At 63.1% G+C, this 24,215-nt stretch carries 22 protein-coding genes; 7 read left to right on the top strand and 15 right to left on the bottom strand.

Annotation, left to right across the window (positions count from 1 at the left end; genetic code table 11):
* Positions 1 to 77 precede the first annotated feature (77 nt).
* The gene (locus FQ668_RS24370) at positions 78 to 353 is read left to right on the top strand and encodes a polyhydroxyalkanoic acid system family protein (RefSeq protein WP_003249289.1); all 276 of its coding nucleotides are present in this window, start codon (positions 78 to 80) and stop codon (positions 351 to 353) included.
* Between the two features lie 18 nt (positions 354 to 371).
* Here FQ668_RS24370 and FQ668_RS24365 read toward each other — a convergent pair whose 3' ends face one another.
* Positions 372 to 5,132, bottom strand: coding sequence for a hypothetical protein (locus FQ668_RS24365; RefSeq protein ID WP_329957233.1), 4,761 nt, complete (start codon positions 5,130 to 5,132; stop codon positions 372 to 374).
* Positions 5,133 to 5,311: 179 nt separating this feature from the next.
* Between FQ668_RS24365 and FQ668_RS24360 the strand changes: the two genes are divergently transcribed.
* Both FQ668_RS24360 and FQ668_RS24355 read left to right on the top strand, forming a co-directional pair.
* Positions 5,312 to 5,731, top strand: a complete 420-nt coding sequence (locus FQ668_RS24360; RefSeq protein WP_014592667.1) for a phasin family protein — start codon at positions 5,312 to 5,314, stop codon at positions 5,729 to 5,731.
* Positions 5,732 to 5,741: 10 nt separating this feature from the next.
* The gene (locus FQ668_RS24355; protein WP_019438717.1) at positions 5,742 to 6,518 is read left to right on the top strand and encodes a phasin family protein; all 777 of its coding nucleotides are present in this window, start codon (positions 5,742 to 5,744) and stop codon (positions 6,516 to 6,518) included.
* 121 nt (positions 6,519 to 6,639) lie between these two features.
* Here the strand turns inward: FQ668_RS24355 and FQ668_RS24350 are convergent, their stop codons facing one another.
* The 14 genes from FQ668_RS24350 to gshB all read right to left on the bottom strand — a co-directional run bounded on the left by FQ668_RS24350 (position 6,640) and on the right by gshB (position 20,535).
* The gene (locus FQ668_RS24350) at positions 6,640 to 7,254 is read right to left on the bottom strand and encodes a TetR/AcrR family transcriptional regulator (protein ID WP_019437385.1); all 615 of its coding nucleotides are present in this window, start codon (positions 7,252 to 7,254) and stop codon (positions 6,640 to 6,642) included.
* A 12-nt stretch (positions 7,255 to 7,266) separates the two neighbouring features.
* Positions 7,267 to 8,949, bottom strand: a complete 1,683-nt coding sequence (gene phaC / locus FQ668_RS24345) for a class II poly(R)-hydroxyalkanoic acid synthase (protein ID WP_023390258.1) — start codon at positions 8,947 to 8,949, stop codon at positions 7,267 to 7,269.
* Positions 8,950 to 8,998: 49 nt separating this feature from the next.
* A complete protein-coding gene (phaZ, locus tag FQ668_RS24340) occupies positions 8,999 to 9,850 on the bottom strand; it encodes a poly(3-hydroxyalkanoate) depolymerase (RefSeq protein WP_019437383.1) in 852 nt (283 codons plus the stop codon).
* Between the two features lie 62 nt (positions 9,851 to 9,912).
* Positions 9,913 to 11,592, bottom strand: a complete 1,680-nt coding sequence (gene phaC, locus FQ668_RS24335; protein WP_019437382.1) for a class II poly(R)-hydroxyalkanoic acid synthase — start codon at positions 11,590 to 11,592, stop codon at positions 9,913 to 9,915.
* A gap of 268 nt (positions 11,593 to 11,860) precedes the next feature.
* Positions 11,861 to 12,238 (bottom strand): gamma-butyrobetaine hydroxylase-like domain-containing protein, encoded by a 378-nt coding sequence (locus FQ668_RS24330; RefSeq protein WP_003249306.1) that lies wholly within the window; start codon positions 12,236 to 12,238, stop codon positions 11,861 to 11,863.
* A 165-nt stretch (positions 12,239 to 12,403) separates the two neighbouring features.
* Positions 12,404 to 13,747 (bottom strand): ATP-dependent protease ATPase subunit HslU, encoded by a 1,344-nt coding sequence (gene hslU / locus FQ668_RS24325; protein ID WP_003249308.1) that lies wholly within the window; start codon positions 13,745 to 13,747, stop codon positions 12,404 to 12,406.
* Between the two features lie 76 nt (positions 13,748 to 13,823).
* Positions 13,824 to 14,354: an ATP-dependent protease subunit HslV gene (gene hslV / locus FQ668_RS24320; RefSeq protein ID WP_003249309.1), complete on the bottom strand. Its 531-nt coding sequence runs from the start codon at positions 14,352 to 14,354 to the stop codon at positions 13,824 to 13,826.
* Positions 14,355 to 14,565: 211 nt separating this feature from the next.
* Positions 14,566 to 15,837, bottom strand: coding sequence for a dihydroorotase (locus tag FQ668_RS24315; RefSeq protein WP_010955564.1), 1,272 nt, complete (start codon positions 15,835 to 15,837; stop codon positions 14,566 to 14,568).
* Positions 15,834 to 16,838, bottom strand: coding sequence for an aspartate carbamoyltransferase catalytic subunit (locus FQ668_RS24310; protein ID WP_003249311.1), 1,005 nt, complete (start codon positions 16,836 to 16,838; stop codon positions 15,834 to 15,836). The genes FQ668_RS24315 and FQ668_RS24310 overlap by 4 nt, the downstream gene beginning before the upstream one ends.
* A gap of 12 nt (positions 16,839 to 16,850) precedes the next feature.
* Positions 16,851 to 17,369 (bottom strand): bifunctional pyr operon transcriptional regulator/uracil phosphoribosyltransferase PyrR, encoded by a 519-nt coding sequence (pyrR, locus tag FQ668_RS24305; protein WP_014592661.1) that lies wholly within the window; start codon positions 17,367 to 17,369, stop codon positions 16,851 to 16,853.
* A 49-nt stretch (positions 17,370 to 17,418) separates the two neighbouring features.
* Entirely contained in the window at positions 17,419 to 17,844 is a 426-nt protein-coding gene (gene ruvX, locus FQ668_RS24300) for a Holliday junction resolvase RuvX (protein WP_003249316.1), read from the bottom strand.
* The gene (locus FQ668_RS24295; protein WP_003249318.1) at positions 17,844 to 18,413 is read right to left on the bottom strand and encodes a YqgE/AlgH family protein; all 570 of its coding nucleotides are present in this window, start codon (positions 18,411 to 18,413) and stop codon (positions 17,844 to 17,846) included. Before FQ668_RS24295 ends, ruvX begins: the two co-directional genes overlap by 1 nt.
* Before the next feature lie 171 nt (positions 18,414 to 18,584).
* A complete protein-coding gene (locus FQ668_RS24285) occupies positions 18,585 to 19,490 on the bottom strand; it encodes an energy transducer TonB (protein WP_014592660.1) in 906 nt (301 codons plus the stop codon).
* A gap of 91 nt (positions 19,491 to 19,581) precedes the next feature.
* Complete coding sequence (gshB, locus tag FQ668_RS24280; RefSeq protein ID WP_014592659.1) at positions 19,582 to 20,535, bottom strand: glutathione synthase; 954 nt, start codon at positions 20,533 to 20,535, stop codon at positions 19,582 to 19,584.
* Positions 20,536 to 20,773: 238 nt separating this feature from the next.
* On the opposite strand from gshB, the gene FQ668_RS24275 reads away from it, so the two are divergent.
* The 4 genes from FQ668_RS24275 to FQ668_RS24260 are packed head-to-tail and all read left to right on the top strand — an operon-like array spanning position 20,774 to position 24,211.
* Positions 20,774 to 21,175, top strand: coding sequence for a PleD family two-component system response regulator (locus FQ668_RS24275; RefSeq protein ID WP_010955560.1), 402 nt, complete (start codon positions 20,774 to 20,776; stop codon positions 21,173 to 21,175).
* 47 nt (positions 21,176 to 21,222) lie between these two features.
* Positions 21,223 to 21,588: a twitching motility response regulator PilH gene (gene pilH / locus FQ668_RS24270; RefSeq protein ID WP_014592657.1), complete on the top strand. Its 366-nt coding sequence runs from the start codon at positions 21,223 to 21,225 to the stop codon at positions 21,586 to 21,588.
* Complete coding sequence (locus tag FQ668_RS24265) at positions 21,585 to 22,139, top strand: chemotaxis protein CheW (RefSeq protein WP_010955559.1); 555 nt, start codon at positions 21,585 to 21,587, stop codon at positions 22,137 to 22,139. The genes pilH and FQ668_RS24265 overlap by 4 nt, the downstream gene beginning before the upstream one ends.
* A 47-nt stretch (positions 22,140 to 22,186) precedes the next feature.
* Positions 22,187 to 24,211, top strand: a complete 2,025-nt coding sequence (locus FQ668_RS24260; RefSeq protein ID WP_223279128.1) for a methyl-accepting chemotaxis protein — start codon at positions 22,187 to 22,189, stop codon at positions 24,209 to 24,211.
* The last annotated feature ends 4 nt before the right edge of the window (positions 24,212 to 24,215 follow it).

Below are 24,215 nucleotides of genomic sequence, written 5' to 3'. Positions count from 1 at the left end.
ATTTGTCTTGGCGGGGTGTGCCAGTGGGCAGGGGCGGGCATAATGCTCATTATGTCTACATCTTCAGGAACGCCCGCATGACCCAGATCAGCGTCGAACGCAAACACTCCCTCGGCCGTGATGCCGCCCGCGCCAAGGCCGAAGCGCTGGTCGACAAGCTCAGCCGCGAGTACGACCTCAAGGCCACCTGGAACGGTGACCGCGTGGACGTTGCGCGCAGTGGCGCCAATGGCAGCGTGCACATTGGCGACGACAGCATCCGCGTCGAACTGAAGCTGGGCATGATGCTGTCGATGATGAGCGGCACCATCAAGGGTGAGATCGAGCGGGCGCTGGACAAGGCCTTGGCCTGAGCCGGCGCCGCTCTCTGGCTACTGCGGCGCGTCCGTCGGGAAAGGAATGATGCCAATTACCTGCTCCAGGCGCAGATCGCCGCGGTAGATCGCGATGCGCTCGTGTGCGTCTGCGGCCTGCTCGAGCATGGCCTTGCGGCCCCTTACGCCTGCATCCCAGAACTTGAGGTGGCCCTTGACGAAGTCATGCCCTCTCGCTTCGAGGCTGGGATAGTGAAAATGCGCCTCCCACAGTAACCGCTGTGGCGCTTGCACATCGCGAATCTCGTAGACGTCGAGGTAATCATTGGCGTGACGTAGCTGCCGGCGAATCACGGTCTGCCTGATCCGAATCCGCTTCTGCTCAGCCAGGAAGCGAAGGGCCTTGCCGTCGGGATGGCGGGTGTTCAGATACGCGTCGGTGAGCAGCCGAAGCCTTTCGTGATGGATGCGGTCTACCGCTGCCCGAAGGAGGTCGACCAAGCTGGAATCCAGTGGATTGTTCAGCGCGGTCAGTTGCTGCTGCACTTCGCGCATGTCACCTGCTGGCCATTCCAGAAAGTCGGCCAGGCTGTTGGGCTCATCGGCATAGTGCGCGGCGAAGGCAATTTTCCCATCCACCTCTGCCAGCAGGCGGTTCGCTCGTTGGCGCACCTGGGCCCGGTCACGTTGGGTGGGCCGCGCTTGCTCAGGCACGGCATGCCACACCCCGTCGCGTTGCGCGAAACTGCCCGCAGGCTCCTGGTTGAATGCACTGCGCTGGATGGCCCGGTTGCCCATTTGGTCGATTTCCACCAGCAGCGGTCGACCTCGGTCAACACGGATGACCCGGCGCCTGATCGTTGCGGGGCGATGATAGGACGCTGGCGAGGGGGGACTGATGCCGCTGTCGAGGTTGGTCAAGGTCGCGCTCAGTTGCTGCTCCGTGATCTGGGTAATGGTGGACAGTTCGCGTATGTATTCGTCCAGCACGTCAGCGACCAGCGCAGGCGAGTCCAGTGTCCTCATGTATTGGGCGCGATCCAGCACGGTACGGTATTTCTGAAGGATATCCTCAAGCAGTTCGGCTTTGACCTGGGCCGTCTCTTCGGTGGCTGCCAGCCCGTCGTGGCTCCAAACCGTTCGGCTAAATTCGATGCCGCTGAGCGGCGCGCGCATCGCAAGCAAATGCTCGGCCGTGTCCGCAGAGAGCCGGGTCTTGTCCACGGCGAGGTAGGCCAGGTCACTGAGTAGCTGGGCCCGAATGACCAGTGTCGAATACGTCCTGCGTCGAATGGTCTGGGCGAGTTTCGTGGCTTTATTGGCAAAATCGATCTTGGGGTCCTGCAGTGCTTCCGCCAGGGTCCGGTCCAGCCGCTGGCTGACGACAAGCAGGCGGCGGCTGGCCTGACTAGAATCGCGTACCCGTTCGCGATAATCGAGGTATTGCTGTATCTGTTCGGCAGTCTCTGGAACGCGGGGCAGCCCGATGGACTGTGCGCTCAGTGCCTGGTGGTCGACCTGCTCCAGCAAGCGGCGGCACAGCAGCATGTCGTTCTCGATGGCTGCACCGTACCAATTGCCGTATCGGCGTCGACTCGGGGCACGGGTGTCGAATTTGCTGAATCGTGGTTCGGCCATCTCCTTGAATACTTCGATATTCCCATGCAGTAGCGTGCTCTGCCGTTCCAGGTAGAGTGCGGATGCCCTGATTTTCGGTAAGTGGCGTAGGCGCTGGGCTTTGAGTGCCTGCTTCTGAAGCTGCAATGCTGGCGGCGGTGTAGCACGCTCATGTGCAGGTAGTGCATCGACAGCCAGGCTGTATTCCAGAGCGAGGTCGTCATAAGCCTGCAGTTGTACTTGGCTGCGTTCCATAAGTGGCGCCATCTGATTCAGCTCTTGTTGGTTCGCCGCGGCGGTTGTAGTCAACGTGTCGAACCGCTGGCGGTTTTCAGCGTTGATGGATTGCCTGTTCCTTGGCATGCCGCCAGAGAGTTTCAGATTCAAAGTCCATTGGCCATTCCAGCGCGTCAACCAAGGGCCTTTTTGGCGTTCACGACCAACGATATGGTAGCCGTCCCGGGCGCCATCCCATTGGGACACCCATTCGCTGCTGCTCGGCTCGGGGCCGATGATCTGCATGCCGTTCCAGGTCTCGATGACTTCATAGGCGCCATCGCCCAGTTTGACGTAGTAACGGCCGGCGATATTGAACAACCCACGCAAACGGCCACTTGCCAGTGGTGCGTGCCCTTCCAGTGGCTGCAAGGCTTGCAGCTGTGCCAGTGACTGGCGCTCCTGTACTGACAGGTTGCTCAGGCGCTGCTCGTCATGCCAGCCATCTACGCGCGCGCGCGTGGGCTGCTGCGCCTCGACGGGGGCCTGCCACGGTTTCTCCTGTGGCTGCTCGAGCGCTGGGGGCGGGGATTCTTCCTTCGGCGCAGGGCCTGAAAAGCGCAACGTAACGGCCGCTTCGCTGCTGGCAGGTGGCGTTGCGGGGCGGTGGGCAAGGAGCAAGGCCATGTTGGTGAGCAGGTCTATGGCGGCGACGATCTTATCGTCACCGCTGCGCTTGATCAGCGCTTCTACGTCTTCCTTGGCCGCCGACAGTGCCACGACCAGCCACACCAGGGTGGTCATCGGGCCATGCCAAAGCTGGGTGACGGTATTGAAGATCGCCCAGGCAGCCTCCTTCACCAAAGCCCGCACTTCCTGGGCATTGGAGACGCTGTTGCTGGCTGAGGCCAATAACATGGTCTCGATGCGGGCATTGAACAGGTGAGTGTCCAGATCATCCGTCCAGGCCTGGAACGAGGCCTGGACCGGGCGTATTAGTCGTTGCAAAAGACCGTCCAGCAGCTCGACCGGCACATTGAGCAGGTGCGTCAGCGTGGTAATGTTCGGGTGCAGGTGCGGGTGCTTGAACCCGTCGTTCTGGTAAATCGGACGCGCGTCATCGTCGAGCCAGGCCAATACGCTCTCTTGCAGTTCGCCCCTGCGGCGGATTGCGTCCATCAGCAATTCGAGGGTCGGAAACTCCTGCAACGCCCTGTCGACATAGAAGGGGCGGTACAAGACCCAGCTGCCGCTTGCCGGTATTTCGATAATGAACATCCCGTGCGCCACATCGCTTGCCGAAGCGCCAGGTGCGCAAAGAAACGCCAGGGGGGCGATGCGCAGAAGGTCCGCGCCATTGTCCATGCCCTGGCAGAACCTTAGCATTGCCTGGCTTGCCGTTTCGCTAAGCTGACGCTCGATCTTGGCCTTCAGGGTGCTGAAGCGAAGGGCGTAACGCCACTCCCTGGCATGTTGCCTGATTCGTTGGGACCTGCGCGGTTCGGCTCTTACTTGATCTTGCAGGTAAGTGGCGTAGTGACCGCCGATATCGACCTGATGAATCAGCGCCCTGATCTGCTCGATGCTTAGCCAGTCCTTCACGGGCGAGCCATCCTCGAAACTGAGCCCGGTCATCACCTCGCCAGCCTCAAGGCGCAGGCGGGAGATCGCCAGGTCGGTCAGGGATACCGTGTGCAGGAACAGGGATTGCCCTTGCGTGCCAGGGCCGATGATGGCCTGGGAGATGCGGATGTGCACTTTGTCCGGGTCGTGTACCGCCTTGTCTGGATGGCTGGCCTGCAGTTGCTCGCGCAAACGGCGAGCGGCGTAGCGACGGATATCTTCGACATCCGCCAGCGATGTCGAGCCGTTCGACTGACCTTGGTTCGCCGCCAGGTCGAGCAGTGCGGTGTGATAGGCGTAGCGGTCCTCAGCGCTGGCATTGAGCAGCCATCGCGGCGGGCTGACAGCGGGTGCGGTTCGTTCCTGCGAAGGCAGGTCGAAGAAGTAAGCTGACGGGTCGCTCACCTGGCGCAGTTGTCGCTCTAGCTCGTCGACGGTTGCCAGGCCACCAAGACGCAGGTGTCCGATGTCGTCAAGGATATCGTTCAGCAGTTGCCTGGCCTGGAAGGCGAAAGGGCGTCCGATCACCGGTGTGTGCGCCCAGGACAACGCTTCGAAGCGATAGCGTTGCGCTAGCTGCCGTTGCAGCGCAGTGGCAAAGCTGGGCAGGTCGACATGGCGACGAACCGAACCGCAGGGCTTGCATTGCAGAACCAGGTTGCGGGTGCCACTTGTAGTGATGAGCAACAGATCCGGTAGGGTGACGGTGCGTGCCTCGCCATCCGTTCCGAGCGTGACTTGTATCGCCTCGACAGCCAGGCTGTCGAATACCCCGTCGAGCAGGGCGTACATTGCAGCTTTTTCATCATCTGCAAGGCCTTGACGAGGGAGGTTCTCGAGTAATGCGGCCTTGATGGTGTGTTCCAGCCAGAGCATGCGCGAGACTTGGCTGTCTTCGTCGAGTCCGTTCCAGAAGCCGATCTGGGCTTGCTGGAAGGCGGGTATCAACGCGCCAAGCACTGTATCGAAGTCATCGTTGAGCTTCGTCAGGTCCGGGATGATTTCGGGTTGGCGGATGTTGTCCTGGCCTTGCTCCTGAATTTTAAACACATGGGGCGGGCTGATGCTCAGCTTGTCTGCGGCGCTTGGTTGCGCACGTTCCTTGGCCAGAAAATGCCTGAGAAGCTCGTCCAGCAACCCGCTCTGACGTGGGAGATCACCTGTGCTGGCCGGTGCATGCAGGATGACGAAAGGATCGAGCGATGTGATGTGAGGGTGGTTGCGGTGCAACCATGGATACCGGTCGTTGAAAATCTGGAATGCTTCTTTTGATAAAACGTCCCGCACGCTGGGTCGTTTGGAGAAACAGGCTGCCACGCTTTGCTTGAACGTCAGCCTGGGTGGGTTTGCTACAGCAGTCATGGCGTCGATGTCCGTGAGGTGAAGCCTGCGACGCTAGCGCGATGGTCAACGGGGCTTGCGGTATATAGATGCGACAACGACGACCTTAGGGTGAGGTTTCTAATTTTCTTCCCTACCTTATGCTCAAGCCCAGCCTCAATGGGCGGTTTTCCACCACTCATGAGCATGAGGTACACAGCATGGCCAAAGTGATTGTGAAGAAAAAAGACGAAGCCCTGGGCACGCTTGGCGAGGTGCGCGGCTATGCGCGCAAGATCTGGCTGGCCGGTATCGGCGCCTACGCCCGCGTTGGTCAGGAAGGCTCTGACTACTTCAAAGAGCTGGTCAGGGCGGGTGAAGGTGTCGAGACGCGCGGCAAGAAACGCATCGACAAAGAGCTCGATGCCGCCAACCACCAGCTTGACGAAGTCGGTGAAGAAGTGAGCCGCGTACGCGGCAAGGTAGAAATTCAACTCGACAAGATCGAAAAAGCTTTCGACGCACGGGTCGGTCGCGCCTTGAATCGCCTGGGTATTCCGTCTAAACATGACGTTGAGGCGTTGTCGATCAAGCTTGAACAGTTGCATGAGCTGCTTGAGCGCGTCGCGCACAAACCATAAGGAGAGCAGGATGGCTGGCAAGAAGAACACCGAAAAAGAAGGCAGCTCCTGGGTCGGCGGGATCGAGAAATACTCCCGCAAGATCTGGCTGGCGGGGCTGGGTATCTATTCGAAGATCGACCAGGACGGCCCGAAGCTGTTCGACTCGCTGGTGAAGGATGGCGAGAAGGCCGAGAAGCAGGCGAAAAAGACGGCTGAAGATGTTGCCGAGACTGCCAAGTCTTCGACCACTTCGCGGGTGTCAGGCGTGAAGGACCGTGCGCTGGGCAAGTGGAGCGAACTTGAAGAAGCCTTCGACAAGCGCCTTAACAGCGCCATCTCGCGCCTTGGCGTGCCGAGCCGCAACGAGATCAAGGCACTGCACCAGCAGGTGGACAGCCTGACCAAGCAGATCGAGAAGCTGACCGGTGCTTCGGTTACGCCGATTTCGTCGCGCGCTGCAGCAACCAAGCCGGCTGCAAGCAAGGCTGCGGCCAAGCCACTGGCCAAGGCAGCGGCAGCCAAGCCTGCGGCAAAAACGGCAGCGGCGAAACCCGCAGCCAAAACCGCAGCGGCAAAACCTGCAGCCAAGCCTGCAGCAGCCAAGCCTGCAGCAGCCAAGCCTGCGGCGAAGCCGGCAGCGGCCAAGAAACCTGCGGTGAAGAAGGCTCCGGCCAAACCGGCAGCCGCCAAGCCAGCCGCCCCAGCGGCCAGCGCTGCGCCTGCTGCGACCACAGCACCGGCACCTGCCGCCACCCCGGCCGGCAGCACGCCATCGGCACCTACCGGCACCGGTACCCTGATCTGATACCGCGTTGCCCTCTTCGCGGGCTCGCCCGCTCCCACAGGTACAGCGCAGATCCGAAAATCAGCGCAGACCCTGTGGGAGCGGGCATGCCCGCGAAGGCCCCACCACGGATCTGCTCGGCCTAGCTCTCCAGGTACTTCACTGCCAGCTGCTCCGCCGCCGCCCGGGCCTGAGCCTGCAGATGCGGGGCCACCAGCATCATCACCTGGTACACCACGATCCCCACATCCCCCTCGCGCCCCAGCACACGCTGGTAATCCAGCGAGAACATCAGCGTCAGTGTGATCTGCTCAACCAGTTGCCCCAGCGCCTGGGTATCACTCTCCACCAGCCCTTGGCTCTTGAGGCTGGCCAACAGCGCCGCCAGCGTGCGTTTGATTGCATTGATCAGGCTGCGCATGCCTCGGGCGAGCTTGGGCAGGCGCCCGGTCAGGTTGGACAGGTCCTGGAACAGGAAGCGGTACTGAGCCATGCGCTCGACGATCAAGTGCAGAAACAGCCAGTAATCCTCTGCGTCCAGCCGCACCTCCAGCGGCGGGTCCAGCAACGGCATCAACGCTTCTTCAAAACGCTCGAACAAGCCCAGTACCAAGGGCTCCTTGCCATGGAAGTGGTAGTACAGGTTGCCTGGGCTGATGCCGAGTTCGTTGGCAATTTCCAGGGTGGATACGTTGGGTTCGCCCTGCTGGTTGAACAACTGCAGGGCGCATTCAAGGATACGGTCGCGGGTTTTCATCCAGTCAGCAGCTCATCGGGTCAGCACGTAGGTGCCTGGCGCGGGGCCTAGCGGTGGATAAGTGGCGTTGCCCAGTTCAGTGCGCGGCGTCTTGAGCAGGCCGGAGCGGGCGGTGATCCACTCCAGCCACAATGGCCACCAGCTGCCTTCGCTGCGCTTGGCGTCGTGGAACCAGGCGCGTGGGTCGCTGCTCAGCTTGGGGTTGGCCAGGTAGTAGGCCTTGGGGTTGCCTGGCGGGTTGATGATGCTCTGGATATGCCCGCTGTTGGCCAGCACGAAGCGCCGCTCGCCACCCAGCAGCAAGGCCGAGCGGTACACCGCGTCCCATGGCGTGATGTGGTCGTTGCTGCCGGCCACGGTAAAGCTGTCGATATTGACCTGCTGCAGGTCGATCGGCGTACCGCACACCTCCAGCCCGGACGCGTAGGTCAAGGGGTTGAGCTTGAAAAACTCCAGCAGGTCGCCATGCAGCGCGGCGGGCAGGCGCGTGCTGTCGGCATTCCAGTACAGGATGTCGAACGCCGGCGGTGTCTTGCCGAGCAGGTAGTTATTGACCCAGTAGTTCCAGATCAGGTCGTTGGGCCGCATCCAGGCGAAGATCCGCGCCACTTCGCCACCATCCAGCACGCCGCGCTGATAAGAGCGGCGCTTGGCCGCTTCGATGGTCTGCTCATCGGCGAACAGGCTGGCCGGGCTTTCGAACTTGCTGTCCAGCAAGCTGACCAGGTACGTGGCACTGCGCACCCGGCGCAATTGCTTCTTGGCTTGCAGGTGGCCTTGCAGTGCGGCCATGGTCAGGCCGCCGGCACAGGCGCCCATCAGGTTGGGGTCGCGGTTGCCGCTGATACTGCGGCAGGCATTGAGCGCTTCCTCCAGGGCTTGCACGTAGCTGGAAAGGCCCCATTCACGGTGGCGTGGGTCGGGGTTGCGCCAGCTGACCATGAACACCTGCAAGCCGCTTTTGAGCATGTACTGGACGAAGCTGTTGGTGGCGCTGAGGTCGAAGATGTAGAACTTGTTGATCTGAGGCGGCACGACCAGCAGTGGGCGTGCGTGTTGCTTTTCGCTCATCGGCGAGTACTGGATCAGCTCCAGCAGCTCGTTGCGAAATACCACTGCGCCAGGGGTTGCGGCCAGGTTAACGCCCACTTCGAAGGCGCGCTCGTCCACCTGACGCGGCAGCCCATCGTTGTGACGCAGGTCGTCGAGCAGGTGGGCCACGCCGCGCACCAGGCTCTGGCCGCCGGTGTTGAACAGCTCCTTGACCGCCAGCGGATTGAGCAGTGAGTTGCTGGGGGCCAGCGCATCGTTGATCAGGTTGAACAGAAAGTGGGCGCGGGCTCGATCATCGTCGTTCAAATGGCTTTCATCGATCCACTGGCGTGTCTGCTTCTGCCAGGCCAGATAGGCCTGCAGGCCGCGGCGGTAGAACGGGTTCTGGCTCCAGGTCGGGTCACTGAAGCGTGCGTCACGCGGGTTCGGCTGGTAGGGCGTGTCCCCCAGCATCACCCGCCCCAGCTGCCCGCCAAGCGCCAGCAGATGATGCGCGGTATGCAGCGGGTGGCGCAGGCCGTGGCGGCCGACGTTGCGCAGCGTGGAAAGCAGGTCGCGGCCGCGCAGGCCGAGGATGGCGTTCTGCACGTTCATGCGGGTGCCGGGGAGCGTTGTCGATCCTTTGGCCGGTTTGTCTGTCATGGCAACACTCCCTCGTCTGATCCATTTCCCCTGTCAGGCCGCAGCTGTTTCACCCCCCCGAGGCCGGGCGGGGGTGCATGACCGCTCGCTGACGTTCTTCCTGCAGGAACTTCATGATGATCGGGGCGACGGCTTCGGCACGGGTGATCAGGAACAGATGGCCGTCGTCGATAATGTGTAGCTGGGCATTGGGAATACGCCAGGCCAGCAGGCGCATGTTGATCAACGGGATCAGCGGGTCGTCGTCGCCGGCCAGTACCAGGGTGGGCTGCTGGATCTTGTGCAGCCAGTGGATGCTGGTCCAGCCCAGCCCGGCGAACAGCTGCCAGTAGTAGCCCAGCTTGCCGCCGGAGCGCACCTTGGCGGCATGGTGCATGGCCAGGTCGGGGTCACGTCGGAAGCCGCCGCCATAGATCATCGGTGCAATGCGGATGACATGCGACGGCTGCACGTAACGCCGGGGGCTGGCCATCATCCACAGCACCTTGGGCTTGCCTGGCACCATTACCGCGCCAGCAGCAGTGGCGGCCAGCACCAGCTTCTTGCAGCGCTCGGGGTAATCGTGAGCAAACTGCTGGGCCAGGGCCCCGCCCCAGGACACGCCGATGACGTTGACCTGGCCGTAGTCGAGGTAGTCGAGCATCCGCGCAGTCAGCTTGGCCAGCCCAGGGAAGCGGTACGGGTTGCGTGGCGTAGACGAGCCGCCGACTCCGGGCACATCGAAGGCGATGACTTCCAGGTCCGGGTCAAGTGCATCGATGAACGGGAACACCAGCTCGAGGTTGGCGCCGATGCCGTTGAAGATCAGTAACGGCGTCAGGTGCGGCTTGCCGGGGCGAACAGCGGTGCGGATGGACTGGTGGTCCAGCTCGACGGTCCTGAAAATATAGGGTTGCGGCATGCACGTGACTCTTGGGTGAAGTAAACACCGTGGCGCCCCACAGGCCGCCACGGCGCTGTAACTCAACGCTCGTGAACGTAGGTGCCTGGGGAGGCTTCGCCGGCGGCGTAGGCACGGCTGCCCAGGCGGGTCGGCGCCTTTTTCAGTGCGCCGGCACGCTCGCCCAGCCAACTCTGCCAGTGCAACCACCAGGAGTCTGCATGCTTGATGGCGTTTTCCTGCCAGGCCACTGGGTCGCCCGGGCGATCGGCACCGGTCATGAAACGTGCCTTCGGGTTACCCGGTGGGTTGAGGATGCTCTGGATATGCCCGCTGTTGGACAGTACGAATTCGATCTTGCCGCCGAACAGATGTGCCGAGCGGTAGCATGACGGCCATGGGGTAATGTGGTCGTTGGTGCCGGCGAGGCTGTAGATGTCGCATTTGACCTGTTTCAGGTCGATCGCGGTGCCGCACACTTCCAGGGCGTCGGGGCGGGTAAGCGGGTTGTTCTTGAACATTTCGATCAGGTCGCCGTGGAAGGCGGCAGGCAGGCGCGTGGTGTCGTTGTTCCAGAACAGGATGTCGAACACGGGGGGCTCATTGCCGAGCAGGTAGTTGTTTACCCAGTAGTTCCAGATCAGGTCGTTCGGGCGCATCCAGGCGAACACCTTGGCCATTTCGCTGCCTTCGAGCACGCCCGCCTGATAAGAGTGGCGCTTGGCGGCCTCCAAGGTCTGCTCGTCGACAAACAACGCAACCTGGTTGTCCATGGTGGTGTCCAGTACGCTGACCAGCAGGGTCAGGGCGTTGACCTTGTTCTCGCCAATGGCGGCATAGTGGCCGACCAGAGCGGTACAGGTGATGCCGCCGGAGCAGGCGCCGAGCATGTTCAAGTCTTTGCTGCCGGTAATCGCCAGCACCGCGTCGACGGCTTCTTTCAGCGCATCGATGTAGGTGGACAGGCCCCACTCGCGCTGGGCCTTGGTCGGGTTGCGCCAGCTGATGATGAAGGTCTGCTGCTGCGAGCGCAGGCAGAAGCGTGCCAGGCTCTTTTCCGGGCTGAGGTCGAACACGTAGAACTTGTTGATCTGCGGCGGTACCACCAGCAGCGGACGGGCATGCACCTGTTCGGTGATGGGGCTGTACTGGATCAGTTCCAGCACATCGTTGCGGTACACCACCGCGCCTTCGCTGGTGCCCAGGTTCTTGCCCACTTCGAAGGCATCCATGTTCACCTGGCTGGGCATGCCGCCGTTGTTGACCATGTCCTTGGCCAGGTTGGACAGGCCATCGAGCAGGCTCTTGCCGCCGGTTTCGAAGAAGCGTTTGACCGCAGCCGGGTTGGACAGGGTATTGGTCGGCGCCATGGCCTCGGTCATCAGGTTGATGACGAACTGGCCGCGGCTGATGTCCTGGGGGGACAGGTCGCTGCTGCTCACCCAGTCCTGCAGCTCCTTGCGCCAGGCCAGGTAGGTTTGCAGGTAGCGGCGGTACAGCGGGTTGTTGCTCCAGGCCGGGTCATTGAAGCGACGGTCGTCGCTTTCCGGAGCCAGGCTGGATTTGCCCAGCAGCACGTTCTTCAGCTCCAGGCCAAAGTGGGCCACATGTTTGGCGCTATGCAGCGGTTGGCGCACGGCCTGGCGCAGCACGGTGCGTGCCGAGCTCAACAGGTCCTTGCGGCGGATGCCGATGACCGGGTTCAGCCCCAGGGTGTTTTCCGAGGCCTGCCGCTGCAGCTCATCGTTGTTCTTGTTACTCATCTACGACGCTCCGTTGTCCTGAGACGAGTACCGGTTGCTGTGGCGGGTGCACAGCCCTGAGCCCGGTACTGCTACTCGGGTGACCAGTGATAAGGAACAGCGGTGCTGCGGGGGTTCTGACGACCTGCAAAGTGATGCAGGGAACTTGCCACACCCATTGGTTACCCGACTTTCGTGTAATGCGCAAGACAGCCCTTCACTGGGCTGTCTTTAAGTCATTCAAACAGATGAATTTAGAAAATGCGCTCTAAACCCCGCAGGCCTTGCGCTAGAGCATGAGCTTGACCACAGATTCGGCTGGGTCGCGGGATTTGCCGGCCTTGTGCAACTCGTCGAGGTATTCCGCCCACAGTTGTTCCTGGCGCAGGCACAGTTGCTCAAGGTATTCCCAGGTGAACAGGCCGCTGTCATGGCCGTCGTCGAAGGTCAGTTTCAGTGCATATTGGCCGGCAGGTTCCAGGCCGCTGAGGCCGACGTTGATCTTGCCGAACTGCAGGATGGGATTGCCGTGGCCCTGGACCTCGGCGGAGGGAGAGTGCACGCGCAGGAATTCGGCGGGCAGGTGGTAGACCTCGCCGGGCGCGTAGGTGAGGCTGAGGGTTTTGGAGGCTTTGTGCAGGTTGATGGCGGTAGGCAGGCGGGCCATGGGCAGAATCTCTCGGGAGCTGATGAAGCACAGCTTCCAGCTTATGGGGGAGGGATTCAAGGCCTCTTCGCGGGCAAGCCTGCCCCTGCACGGATCACCACAGGCCCAAGGGATGGGGTGACATGTGCAGGAGCGGGCTTGCCCGCGAAACTGTCAGAACCGGTCTTACAGGATGTAACGCGACAGGTCTTCGTTCTGTGCCAGCTCACCCAGGTGGCTGTTCACATACGCCGCGTCGATCTGGATCGGCGCTTCGTCATGGGTGCTGGCCAGGTCGCCCGCACTGAACGACACTTCTTCGAGCAAGCGCTCGAGCAGGGTGTGCAGGCGGCGAGCACCGATGTTTTCGGTCTTCTCGTTGACCTGGTAGGCAATCTCGGCCAGGCGCTTGATGCCGTCGGCGAGGAATTCGATGTTCAGGCCTTCGGTCTTCAGCAATGCCTGGTACTGCTCGGTCAGCGACGCGTGCGGCTCCTGCAGGATACGCTCGAAGTCTTCCGGGGTCAGTGCCTTCAGCTCGACACGAATCGGCAGACGGCCTTGCAGCTCGGGCACCAGGTCGCTCGGCTTGCTCAGGTGGAACGCACCCGAGGCAATGAACAGAATGTGGTCGGTCTTGACCATGCCCAGCTTGGTGTTGACGGTGCAGCCTTCGATCAGCGGCAGCAGGTCGCGCTGTACGCCTTCACGGGACACGTCGGCACCGCCAACGTTGCCACGCTTGGCAACCTTGTCGATTTCGTCGATGAACACGATACCGTGCTGTTCGACTGCTTCCAGGGCCTTGGCCTTGAGCTCTTCCTCGTTGACCAGGCGGCTCGCTTCTTCATCGCGAACCATCTTCAGCGCTTCTTTCACCTTCAGCTTGCGCGCTTTGCGCTTGCCCTTGCCCATGTTGGCAAACAGGCTCTGCAGCTGGTTGGTCATTTCTTCCATGCCGGGCGGCGCAGCAATTTCGACACCGACGGCATCGGCCACTTCAATCTCGATTTCCTTGTCGTCCAGCTGGCCTTCGCGCAGGCGCTTGCGGAACAGCTGGCGGGTGTTAGAGTCGCTGCTGGTCTGTGCGGCTTCTTCGCTGAAGCTGGTGACGCGTGCCTGGGGCAGCAGGGCGTCGAGGATGCGGTCTTCGGCGGCGTCTTCGGCGCGGTGGCGCACGCGGATGATTTCCTGCTCGCGCAGCATCTTCAGCGCGGCATCGGCCAGGTCACGGATGATCGACTCGACGTCGCGGCCCACGTAGCCCACTTCGGTGAACTTGGTGGCTTCGACCTTGAGGAACGGCGCGTTGGCCAGTTTGGCCAGCCGGCGGGCGATTTCGGTCTTGCCGACGCCGGTAGGGCCGATCATCAGGATGTTCTTGGGGGTGACTTCGGCACGCAGCTCTGCAGGGAGCTGCATACGCCGCCAGCGGTTGCGCAGGGCAATGGCCACGGCGCGCTTGGCGTCGTCCTGGCCGATGATGTGGCGGTTGAGTTCGTGGACGATCTCGCGGGGGGTCATGGACATGATCAATACGGTCCTTGGGCAGGTGAGTCAGCGTGGAAAAGCCCCTTCACCGGGAAGGGGCGCCAGAACAGCTGAATCAGTCGGCCAGGTCCTGCTCCTCGATGGTCAGGTTGTGGTTGGTGAAGACGCAGATGTCGCCGGCGATGTTCAGGGCGGTCTCGGCGATTTCGCGGGCCGAGAGGTCGGTCTTGTTCAGCAGGGCACGGGCTGCGGCCTGGGCATAGGCGCCGCCGGACCCCATGGCGATCAGGCCATCTTCGGGTTCGACCACATCACCGTTGCCGGTGATGATCAGGGATGCATCCTTGTTGGCCACGGCCAGCATGGCTTCCAGGCGGCTCAGGGAGCGGTCGGTACGCCATTCCTTGGCCAGCTCGACGGCGGCGCGTACCAGGTGACCCTGGTGTTTTTCCAGCTGACCTTCAAAGCGCTCGAACAGGGTGAAGGCGTCGGCAGTAGCGCCGGCGAAGCCCGCGATGACCTGGCCGTGGTACAGGCGGCGCACCTTCTTGGCGTTGCCTTTCATCACGGTGTTGCCAAGGGATACCTGGCCGTCGCCGCCCATGACGACTTTGCCGTTACGGCGGACAGAAACGATTGTGGTCAAGGGGAGAGTCTCCACGCAGCGGGGCGAAAGTGCCTGATGCAGACTCATATGGGGGTGGGGGGAAGGATTTCAACCGGGGGGGATGAATGGTCGCGCTTGGCGGGGTGGCTATGTGAAGGCATTCGCGGGCACGCCCGCTCCCACAGGGTTACCACATACCTTGGAATTGTGGTGATCCTGTGGGAGCGGGCGTGCCCGCGAAGCATGTTACTCAGGCCTCGTGGCAGATGTGCCCATCGACCAAGGTATAACGCACCGCGCCCGGCAGGCAGTGGCCGATGAACGGGCAGTTCTCGCCACGGGAGAACCATTGTTCGCCAGCAACGGTGGACGCTTGCGGGTCGAACAGCACCAGGTCGGCCGCGCCACCCACTTTCAGCTCACCGGCCGGCAGGCGCAGCGCGGCAGCCGGGCCGCTGCTCAGACGAGCCAGCAAGGTCGGCAGGTCGAGCAGGCCGTCCTGCACCAGGGTCATGGCCAGTGGCAGCAGCAACTCGACGCTGCTGATACCCGGCTCGGTGGCGCCGAACGGGGCCAGCTTGGCGTCGCGCTCGTGCGGCTGGTGGTGGCTGGAGATGGCCTGGATCACCCCTGACTTCACCGCCTCGCGCAACCCGTCACGGTCGGCAGCGGTGCGCAGCGGCGGCTGCACGTGGTACAGGCTGGAGAACTCGCGCAGCGACTCGTCCGTGAGGATCAGCTGGTACAGCGCTACATCGGCGGTTACCGGCAGGCCCAAGGCCTGGGCCTGGGCGATCAGCCGCGCGCCACGGGCGCTGGTGATCTGGCTGAAGTGCGCACGCACGCCGCTCTGTTCCACCAGCAGCAGGTTGCGCGCCAGGGCCACGGTTTCGGCGCTTTCCGGGATGCCCGGCAGCCCGAGGAAGCTGGCCATGGCACCTTCGTGGGCCAGGCCGCCCTGGGCCAGATCGCGGTCCTGGGAGTGGAACACCACCGTCAGATCGAAGGTGGCGGCATACTCCAGGGCGCGGGCCAGGGTACGGTTGTTGGGGATTTCCTTCAGGCCGTTGCCAAACGCTACGCAACCGGTGTCACGCAGGGCCACCAGTTCGGCCAGTTGCTCGCCCTCCAGGCCCTTGGTCAGGGCGCCGACCGGGTAGACCTTGCTGTTGGCGGCTTCGCGGGCGCGGTCAAGGATAAGTTCGGCTACCGCCGAGGTGTCCAGCACAGGCTTGGTCTGTGGCGGGCAGCACAGGCTGGTGACACCGCCGGCAACGGCAGCGCGGGTTTCACTGGCGATGTTGCCTTTACGGCTGTAACCCGGCTCGCGCAGGGACACGCCCAGGTCGACCAGGCCGGGCGCAGCGACCAGGCCATCAGCCTGGATCGTGCGGCTGGCGCTGAAACCGGCCGGTGCGGCGCCGATGGCGACAATGCGGCCGCCGTCCAGGTGCAGGTCGGTGACCTGGTCCAGGCCGCTGTTGGGGTCGATCACCCGTGCGCCGAGAATACTGATGGTCACTGGGCGTTCTCCTGGTCCAATTGACGTTGCGCGTTCTGCCCGCTCATGGCCATGGACAGCACGGCCATGCGCACGGCGATACCGTAGGTGACCTGGTTGAGGATCACCGAGTGCTTGCCATCGGCAACCGCCGACTCGATTTCCACGCCACGGTTGATCGGGCCCGGGTGCATGACGATGGCGTCAGGCTTGGCCCCGGCCAGGCGTGCAGTCGTCAGGCCGAACAGGCGGTAGAACTCGCCTTCACTGGGCAGCAGGCCACCGGCCATGCGCTCACGCTGCAGGCGCAGCATGATCACCACGTCGACGTCTTTCAGGCCTTCGGCGAGGTCGGTGTAGACCTTTACGCCGTACTGCTCGATACCGATCGGGATCAGGGTTTTCGGCCCGATCACGCGGATGTCCGGGCAACCCAGCGCTTTGAGCGCGAGCATGTCGGAACGGGCCACACGCGAGTGCAGGATGTCGCCGACGATGGCCACGGACAGGTTTTCGAAGCTGCCTTTGTGACGGCGGATGGTGAGCATGTCGAGCATGCCCTGGGTCGGGTGCGCGTGGCGGCCGTCACCGCCGTTGATCACGGCCACTTCCGGGCACACGTGCTCGGCGATGAAGTGCGCGGCGCCGGAGTCGGAGTGGCGTACGACGAACATGTCGGCGGCCATGGCTTCGAGGTTGCGCAGGGTGTCGAACAGGGTCTCGCCCTTGCTGGTCGAGGAAGTCGACACGTTCAGGCTGATCACGTCGGCCGACAGGCGCTGGGCTGCCAGCTCGAAGGTGGTACGGGTACGGGTCGAGTTCTCGAAGAACACGTTGCACACAGTCTTGCCGCGCAGCAACGGGACTTTTTTCACAGCCCGGGCACCGACTTCCAGGAAGGAGTCGGCGGTGTCGAGGATCTCGGTGAGCAGTTCGCGGGGCAAACCGTCAAGCGAGAGGAAGTGGCGCAGCTGGCCCTGATCATTGAGCTGCAGCGGGCGCTTGGCGTCGATTGGCGTCATCGCGGGGGACTCTTAAAGGGCGGAAGCGGAGGCGAGGTCCTGGCGCTCGAGGGCGAGCGGTGCGGGTCCGGTCAATTTTACCCGTTCATGGGCGCCCAGCGACAGGGTGGCGCCGAGCACGTTCGGGCGAATCGGCAGTTCGCCGGCATCCAGGTCCAGCAGGCAGACCAGGGTGACGCTGGCCGGGCGGCCGTAATCGAACAGTTCGTTGAGCGCCGCGCGGATGGTACGACCGCTCATCAGCACGTCATCCACCAGCACCAGATGCTGGCCTTCGACCTCGAACGGCAGCTCGGACGGGCGCACTTGTGGGTGCAGGCCGTTCTGGCTGAAGTCATCGCGGTAGAACGAGACGTCCAGGGTACCCATGGGGCTGGTGTCGGCCATGGCATCCTGCAGGGCCTGGGCAACCCAGACGCCGCCGGTGCGGATACCGATGTAACGGGGCTCGGTGATTGCCCGGCGCGCCAGGTGGGCACGAAGGTCGACAGCCATCTGCCGGATCAGCTCGGCGGGATTGGGTAGGCTCATTGCGGGCTCCTCGGAAGGGTGCGCCGGGTGGGCCCGGCGGCAAAGATGATCAGGTATTGGCCTCCAGCCAGCCTTGCAGCAGCAAGGCAGCGGCAATGGCATCGACCGGGTTGTCGCGGTAGCTGCCACGCTGGCCGCCACGGGCCATGCGCTCGCCTTTGGCCTCGAAGGTGGTCAGGCGCTCGTCGTGCGTGTGCACGGGCAGGTTGAAGCGGCCGTTCAGGCGGCGGGCGAACTTTTCGGCGCGGGCGCTCATTTCGCTGGGCGTGCCGTCCATGTTCAGCGGCAGGCCGACGACAATGGCATCTGGCTTCCATTCGGCAATCAGCTTTTCCACCTGGGCCCAGTCCGGTACGCCGTTCTGCGCCTTCAGGGTGCACAGTTCGCGGGCCTGGCCGGTAATCACCTGGCCGACGGCCACGCCGATCTGTTTGCTGCCATAGTCGAAGCCCAGCAGCAGGCGTAGCTCAGCCATCAGGCGTGGCCCGCCTGGCTGGTCAGCAGGTGCAGGTTGATCCCCAGGCTGGCGGCCGCAGCCTCAAGGCGCAGGTCGCTGGCCATGCCGAAGACGATTTCCGGGTCGAACGGGCAGTTCAGCCACGCGTTGTCGGCCAACTCCGCTTCCAGTTGGCCCGCTTCCCAACCGGCATAGCCCAAGGTGATCAGGCTCTGCTTCGGGCCCACCCCGGCGGCGATAGCCAGCAGTATGTCCTGTGACGTGGTCAGCGACAGCCCTTCCAGTGCCACGCTGGCCTGGAAACTGCACTCGCTGCTGTGCAGCACGAAGCCGCGGTCGGTTTGTACCGGGCCACCCTGGTAGATCGGCACCTGCAAGGTGCTGGCCGGCGGCGTTTCGTCCGGGCGCAGTTGCTCGAGGATGTCGGCCAGGCTCAGTTCCTGTGGTCGGTTGACCACCAGGCCCATGGCGCCATGCTCATTGTGCTCGACGATATACGTGAGGGTCTGGGCGAAGTTCGGATCGGCCATGTGCGGCATGGCGATCAGGAACTGGTGCTTGAGGTAGCTGGGTGCGAGGGTTTTCATGGGGGATAGTGTGGCGCCAGGTGGCGAGACTGACAAGGTGGGCTTTGTGTCGCTGGTGCCGGGCCCTTCGCGGGGATGCCCGCTCCCGACAGTACGCCACAGGCTTCATGGCCGGCGAGCAACCTGTGGGAGCGGGCGTGCCCACAAAAAGAGGCCGGCACAGGCAGAAAATCAGTTACTGGACAAACGGTCCCCACGGGCAAACCGCCAGGTACGAATGATCTCCAGCCGGTCAAACTCGGCCAGATCCCCGGTAAACGGTGCAAACGGCGCGGCCAGCCGCACGATGCGTTGCGCCGCCTGGTCCAGCACGGGCTGCCCGGATGATTCCAGTACCAGCACCTCGTACAGCGAGCCATCGCGGTTGATCGACACCATCATGCGCAAGTTGCCGTAGATTTGCTGTCGGCGTGCTTCGTCGGGGTAGTTGAGGTTACCCACGCGCTCGACCTTCTTGCGCCACTCTTCCTTGTACCAGGCGCCCTTGTCGCGCATGGTCGACGCGGCGTTCAGGCGATGGATGCGCGGGCGCTTGGCGTACATTTGCTGCTCGTTGGACAGCTCCGCCTCCAGGCTGGCGATCTGGCTGGACAGCTGCGAGCTGTCGAAGTCCGGTGCCGGTGCGGCTGGCTTGGGCTGCGCTTTGCTTTCCTTGGGTTTGGGCTCGACCTTGTGCGGCTTGGGCGCCGTCGTCACCACTGCCGACTTTTTCGGGGGAGGGGGTGGGACTACCTCGGGCCTGGCCGCAGGCGGTGGGGTGATCTTGTTGATCTTGCTGTCCTGGAACGGCGCCAGCTCGGTGGTCTTGGGCACCGCTTTCTTGTCCAGGGTGCCGCTGCCTTGCTGGTTGTCCTGGGCCTGGAAGTCAGCCTTCTCGGGCGGTTTCTCGCTCTTGAAGGTGGCCAGGGTGATGTCCATGGTGTGGCGGATTTCGGCAGGCTTGACGACGGTGAAGCCGACGCCAAGGATCAGCGCCAGGTGCACCAGCGCAGCCAGGAACAGGGTGAAGCCAAGCCGGTCCGCAGGGCGAACACGGGGAGGCAGCAGGTCGGCAGGGACGTCAGCGGGGTGCGTCATCAGGTATCCAGCAACCGCAGGGCGGGGCAGCAGCTCAGTCGAATAGGACCGGCATCATACCCCACTCTACGGCTTTACTTCGCGTTGGCTGTCAGCGTGCCTTTAGCTTGCGATCAATGGCATCCATCAGCTTGCCACCGATATCGGTGTTGTAGGCGGCATCGATTTCGCGGATACAGGTGGGGCTTGTGACGTTGATTTCGGTGAGGTAGTCGCCGATCACGTCCAGGCCAACGAACAGCAGGCCCTTTTCGCGCAGCGTCGGGCCGACCTGGGCGGCGATCCAGCGGTCGCGCTCGGTCAGTGGGCGGGCTTCGCCACGCCCGCCCGCGGCCAGGTTGCCACGGGTTTCGCCGCTGGCCGGAATGCGTGCCAGGCAATAGTCCACTGGCTCGCCATCGATCATCAGGATGCGCTTGTCGCCGTCCTTGATTGCCGGCAGGTAGGCCTGCGCCATGATCTGCTGGGTGCCCAGTGCGGTCAGGGTTTCCAGGATCACCGACAGGTTGGGGTCGCCAGCCCGGTGACGGAAGATCGATGTACCGCCCATGCCATCCAGTGGCTTGAGGATCACGTCGGCATGCTTGGCGGTGAATTCGCGAATGATGTCCGGGCGGCGGCTGACCAAGGTCGGGGTGGTGCATTGCGGGAACAACGTGGCGAACATCTTCTCGTTGCAGTCGCGCAGGCTTTGCGGGCGGTTTACCACCAGTACGCCATCGTTCTCGGCCTGTTCCAGCAGGTAAGTGCTGTAGACGAACTCCATGTCGAAGGGCGGGTCCTTGCGCATCAGGATTGCGTCCAGCTCTGCCAGCGGGCTGTCCTGCTCCTCGCCCAGTTCGAACCAGCGTGCAGGGTCGGCAAACACCTTCAGCGGGCGCATGCGGGCGCGGGCCTTGCCTTCGCCCTGATACAGGTCTTGCTGTTCCATGTAGAACAGGCTCCAGCCGCGTGCCTGGGCGGCCAGCAGCATGGCCAGCGAGCTGTCCTTCTTGTAGGAGATGGACGCGATGGGGTCCATCACAATGCCGAGGCGAACGCTCATGGGGGGTCCTCTTGGCGGCAGGTGGCCGCAGTGGATCGAAAGAAAAGTGGCTCAGGGTGGCGCCGCGAACGCCGACGGTCAAGGGGCGCGGCAGATGGAATGGCCACCCGGAGTATGCTAAAAATGCAGCTGCAAGCCTTGAGCTACAAGCCTCAAGAAAAGAGCATCCATGCGCCGAGCTGCTTTCTTGCAGCTTGCCGCTTGCAACTTGCGGCTTCAATCCTACTGGTAGGCGTCTATGGAACAACCCCTGAAGGTGATGGTGATCGACGATTCCCGCACGATCCGCCGCACCGCGCAGATGTTGCTCGGTGAAGCGGGCTGCGAGGTGATCACCGCCAGCGATGGCTTCGATGCCCTGGCCAAGATCGTCGACCATCAGCCCAGTATCATTTTCGTCGATGTGTTGATGCCACGCCTGGACGGCTACCAGACCTGCGCGGTAATCAAGCACAACAGTGCCTTCAAGGACACCCCGGTTATCCTGCTGTCGTCCCGCGATGGCCTGTTTGACAAGGCCCGTGGCCGGGTGGTCGGTTCCGATCAGTTCCTGACCAAGCCGTTCAGCAAGGAAGAACTGCTCGACGCGATCCGCGCCCATGTGCCCGGGTTTGCCGCACCTCAACAACACGCACCCTGACCGAGCCCCGCCATGGCGCGGTCCTACTTTCCTGATGGGGAAACAGCATGGCCCGAGTTCTGATTGTCGACGACTCGCCGACAGAGATGTACAGATTGACCGAATGGCTGGAAAAGCACGGCTACCAGGTGCTCAAGGCCAGCAACGGTGCCGACGGCGTGGCCCTGGCCCGGCAGGACAAGCCCGACGCGGTGCTGATGGACATCGTCATGCCTGGCATGAACGGCTTCCAGGCCACCCGCCAGCTCAGCAAGGACCCGGAGACCAGCGCTATTCCAGTGATCGTGGTAACCACCAAGGACCAGGAAACCGACCGTATCTGGGCCACGCGCCAGGGTGCCCGTGACTTCCTGACCAAACCGGTGGAAGAGGAGGCGCTGATCGCCAAGCTCAAAGAAGTGCTGGGGGCTTGACCACCCGCCCGCAAGGCGCGTCGCTGACCGCCTTTGAGTTGTTGCTGGACATCGACCGGCGCTGTCGCCTGCTGGTCGCCGACCAGCCGCCGCAGGACAACCGCGTGCAGCAGTGGAGCGGCATTGGCTTTCGCATTGCCGGGCAGTGGTTCGTCGCGCCCATGGGCGAAGTGGCCGAGGTGCTGCGCGAACCGCGCAGTAGCCGCGTCCCCGGCGTGCAGCCGTGGGTGTGCGGGGTGGCCAACCTGCGTGGCCGGCTGTTGCCGGTGATGGACCTGAGCTGCTTCTTCGGCCTGGGTCACGCCGCACCGGGCAAGCAGCGGCGAGTGCTGGTGCTGGATCACGACGACCTGTTCGTCGGTTTGCTGGTCGACGAGGTGCTGGGCCTTCAGCACTTTGCCCTCGACAGCCTGCAGCTGTCGCCGCCGCAGCCGCTGATCCCTGCCGCTGCACGCTTTGTGCAGGGGTATTTTCCGCGTGAACGTAACTGGGCGATCTTCAGCCCCTTCGCCCTGGCCCAGGCGCCGGGATTTCTCGATGTGGCGTTATAGGACCTGCGAACGTGAACAAGCCTGCCACCCCCGTCACTGCCACTACCGTGAGCCCACGTACCCGCAGCATCGCGCAGATCACCGTGCTGTTCCTGATCCTGATCCTTTCGATCATCTTGCTGTTCGCCAACTTTGCTTACCTGAATACCCAATCCAACTACGACAAGCAGTACATCGGCCATGCCGGCGAGCTGCGCGTGCTGTCGCAGCGTATCGCCAAGAACGCCACCGAGGCGGCCACCGGCAAGGCTCTGGCCTTCAAGCTGCTGTCGGATGCACGCAATGATTTCGAACGGCGCTGGGGCTACCTGCGCCAGGGTGACAAGTCCACTGGCCTGCCGCCCGCGCCACCTTCGGTGCGTGACGAGATGGAATCGGTACGCCGCGACTGGGAAAACCTGCGCAAGAACACCGACATCATCCTGGCCAGCGAGCAGACCGTGCTGTCGCTGCACCAGGTGGCAGCGACCCTGGCCGAGACCGTGCCGCAGTTGCAGGTGGAATACGAAAAAGTGGTCGAGATCCTGCTGCAGAGCGGTGCCCCGGCCAATCAGGTTGCGGTGGCCCAGCGCCAGCTGTTGCTGGCCGAACGCATCCTTGGCTCGGTTAACACCGTGCTGGCCGGTGACGACAGCGCCGCCCAGGCGGCCGATGCCTTCGGCCGTGACGCCGGGCGCTTTGGCCAGGTGCTGGAGGGAATGCTCAATGGCAATGCGACAATCCAGGTCACCCGCGTCGAGGACGCCGACGCGCGTGCGCGGCTGGCCGAAATCGCAGAGTTGTTCCAGTTCGTTGCCGGTTCGGTGGATGAAATCCTCGAAACCTCGCCCGAACTGTTCCGTGTGCGGGAGGCTGCGGGCAACATCTTCAGCCTTTCGCAAACCCTGCTCGACGAAGCGTCGCACCTGGCGAACGGTTTCGAGAACCTGGCTGGCGGGCGCACCCTCGACACCGTTGGCGGCTATGTCCTGGGGCTGCTGGCGCTGGCCTCGATCATCCTCATCGGCCTGGTCATGGTGCGCACCACCAACCGACAACTGCGCGAGACCGCAGAAAAGAACGAACGCAACCAGCAGGCCATCATGCGCCTGCTCGACGAAATCGAAGAGCTGGCAGATGGCGACCTGACGGTGACCGTATCGGTGACTGAAGACTTCACCGGTGCCATTGCCGACTCGATCAACTATTCCGTGGACCAATTGCGCGACCTGGTCGCCACCATCAACCACAGTGCAGTGCAGGTTGCTGCCGCCGTGCAGGACACGCAGAACACTGCGCGGCAACTGGCCAAGGCCTCCGAGCACCAGGCTGCACAGATCAGCGAGGCGTCCGAGGCGGTGGGCGACATGGTCGAGTCGATCGACCGGGTATCGGCGCATGCCTACGAATCGGCCAAGGTGGCCGAGCGTTCGGTGGCCATCGCCAACAAGGGCAACGAGGTGGTGCACAACACCATCAACGGCATGGACAACATTCGCGAGCAGATCCAGGACACCGCCAAGCGGATCAAGCGTCTGGGCGAGTCCTCACAGGAAATCGGCGACATCGTCAGCCTGATCGACGACATTGCCGACCAGACCAACATTCTTGCCTTGAACGCTGCCATCCAGGCCTCGCTGGCCGGTGAGGCCGGCCGCGGGTTTGCCGTGGTTGCCGACGAGGTGCAGCGCCTGGCCGAGCGCTCATCGTCTGCCACCCGCCAGATCGAGGCGCTGGTGCGTACCATTCAGGCCGATACCAACGAAGCGGTGATCTCCATGGAGCAGACCACCGCCGAGGTGGTGCGTGGCGCACGCCTGGCCCAGGATGCCGGGGTGGCGCTGGCCGAGATCGAAGGGGTATCGCAGAACCTCGCCGACCTTATCCACAGCATTTCCGACGCTGCCCAGTTGCAGACCTCGTCGGCCGGGCAGATCTCCCACACCATGGCGGTGATCCAGCAGATTACCGCACAAACCTCCGCCGGCTCCGGTGCCACCGCCGACAGCATCCGCCATTTGGCCCGCATGGCCAGCGAGATGCGCCGTTCGGTGTCCGGTTTCACCCTGCCACCCCCTACCGAGCCGCGTTAAGGAA

This window comes from Pseudomonas sp. Kh14, assembly GCF_900291005.1.
GTDB classification, from domain to species: Bacteria; Pseudomonadota; Gammaproteobacteria; order Pseudomonadales; family Pseudomonadaceae; genus Aquipseudomonas; species Aquipseudomonas alloputida.
The sequence above is the reverse complement of the archived record's forward strand: the minus strand, read 5'-3'. Positions and strand labels throughout refer to the sequence as shown.

Bases quoted from the DNA above. Each gene is read 5' to 3' on its own strand.
- FQ668_RS24295 (WP_003249318.1), bottom strand. From the start codon at position 18,413: ATGAAAACCCTCGCACCCAGCTACCTCAAGCACCAGTTCCTGATCGCC.
- FQ668_RS24365 (WP_329957233.1), bottom strand. From the start codon at position 5,132: ATGACTGCTGTAGCAAACCCACCCAGGCTGACGTTCAAGCAAAGCGTG.
- FQ668_RS24360 (WP_014592667.1), top strand. From the start codon at position 5,312: ATGGCCAAAGTGATTGTGAAGAAAAAAGACGAAGCCCTGGGCACGCTT.
- pyrR (WP_014592661.1), bottom strand. From the start codon at position 17,369: ATGAGCCTACCCAATCCCGCCGAGCTGATCCGGCAGATGGCTGTCGAC.
- pilH (WP_014592657.1), top strand. From the start codon at position 21,223: ATGGCCCGAGTTCTGATTGTCGACGACTCGCCGACAGAGATGTACAGA.
- FQ668_RS24310 (WP_003249311.1), bottom strand. From the start codon at position 16,838: ATGACGCCAATCGACGCCAAGCGCCCGCTGCAGCTCAATGATCAGGGC.
- FQ668_RS24330 (WP_003249306.1), bottom strand. From the start codon at position 12,238: ATGGCCCGCCTGCCTACCGCCATCAACCTGCACAAAGCCTCCAAAACC.
- gshB (WP_014592659.1), bottom strand. From the start codon at position 20,535: ATGAGCGTTCGCCTCGGCATTGTGATGGACCCCATCGCGTCCATCTCC.
- hslU (WP_003249308.1), bottom strand. From the start codon at position 13,747: ATGTCCATGACCCCCCGCGAGATCGTCCACGAACTCAACCGCCACATC.
- FQ668_RS24355 (WP_019438717.1), top strand. From the start codon at position 5,742: ATGGCTGGCAAGAAGAACACCGAAAAAGAAGGCAGCTCCTGGGTCGGC.
- phaZ (WP_019437383.1), bottom strand. From the start codon at position 9,850: ATGCCGCAACCCTATATTTTCAGGACCGTCGAGCTGGACCACCAGTCC.
- phaC (WP_019437382.1), bottom strand. From the start codon at position 11,592: ATGAGTAACAAGAACAACGATGAGCTGCAGCGGCAGGCCTCGGAAAAC.
- FQ668_RS24350 (WP_019437385.1), bottom strand. From the start codon at position 7,254: ATGAAAACCCGCGACCGTATCCTTGAATGCGCCCTGCAGTTGTTCAAC.
- ruvX (WP_003249316.1), bottom strand. From the start codon at position 17,844: ATGGCTGAGCTACGCCTGCTGCTGGGCTTCGACTATGGCAGCAAACAG.
- FQ668_RS24285 (WP_014592660.1), bottom strand. From the start codon at position 19,490: ATGACGCACCCCGCTGACGTCCCTGCCGACCTGCTGCCTCCCCGTGTT.
- phaC (WP_023390258.1), bottom strand. From the start codon at position 8,949: ATGACAGACAAACCGGCCAAAGGATCGACAACGCTCCCCGGCACCCGC.
- FQ668_RS24370 (WP_003249289.1), top strand. From the start codon at position 78: ATGACCCAGATCAGCGTCGAACGCAAACACTCCCTCGGCCGTGATGCC.
- FQ668_RS24275 (WP_010955560.1), top strand. From the start codon at position 20,774: ATGGAACAACCCCTGAAGGTGATGGTGATCGACGATTCCCGCACGATC.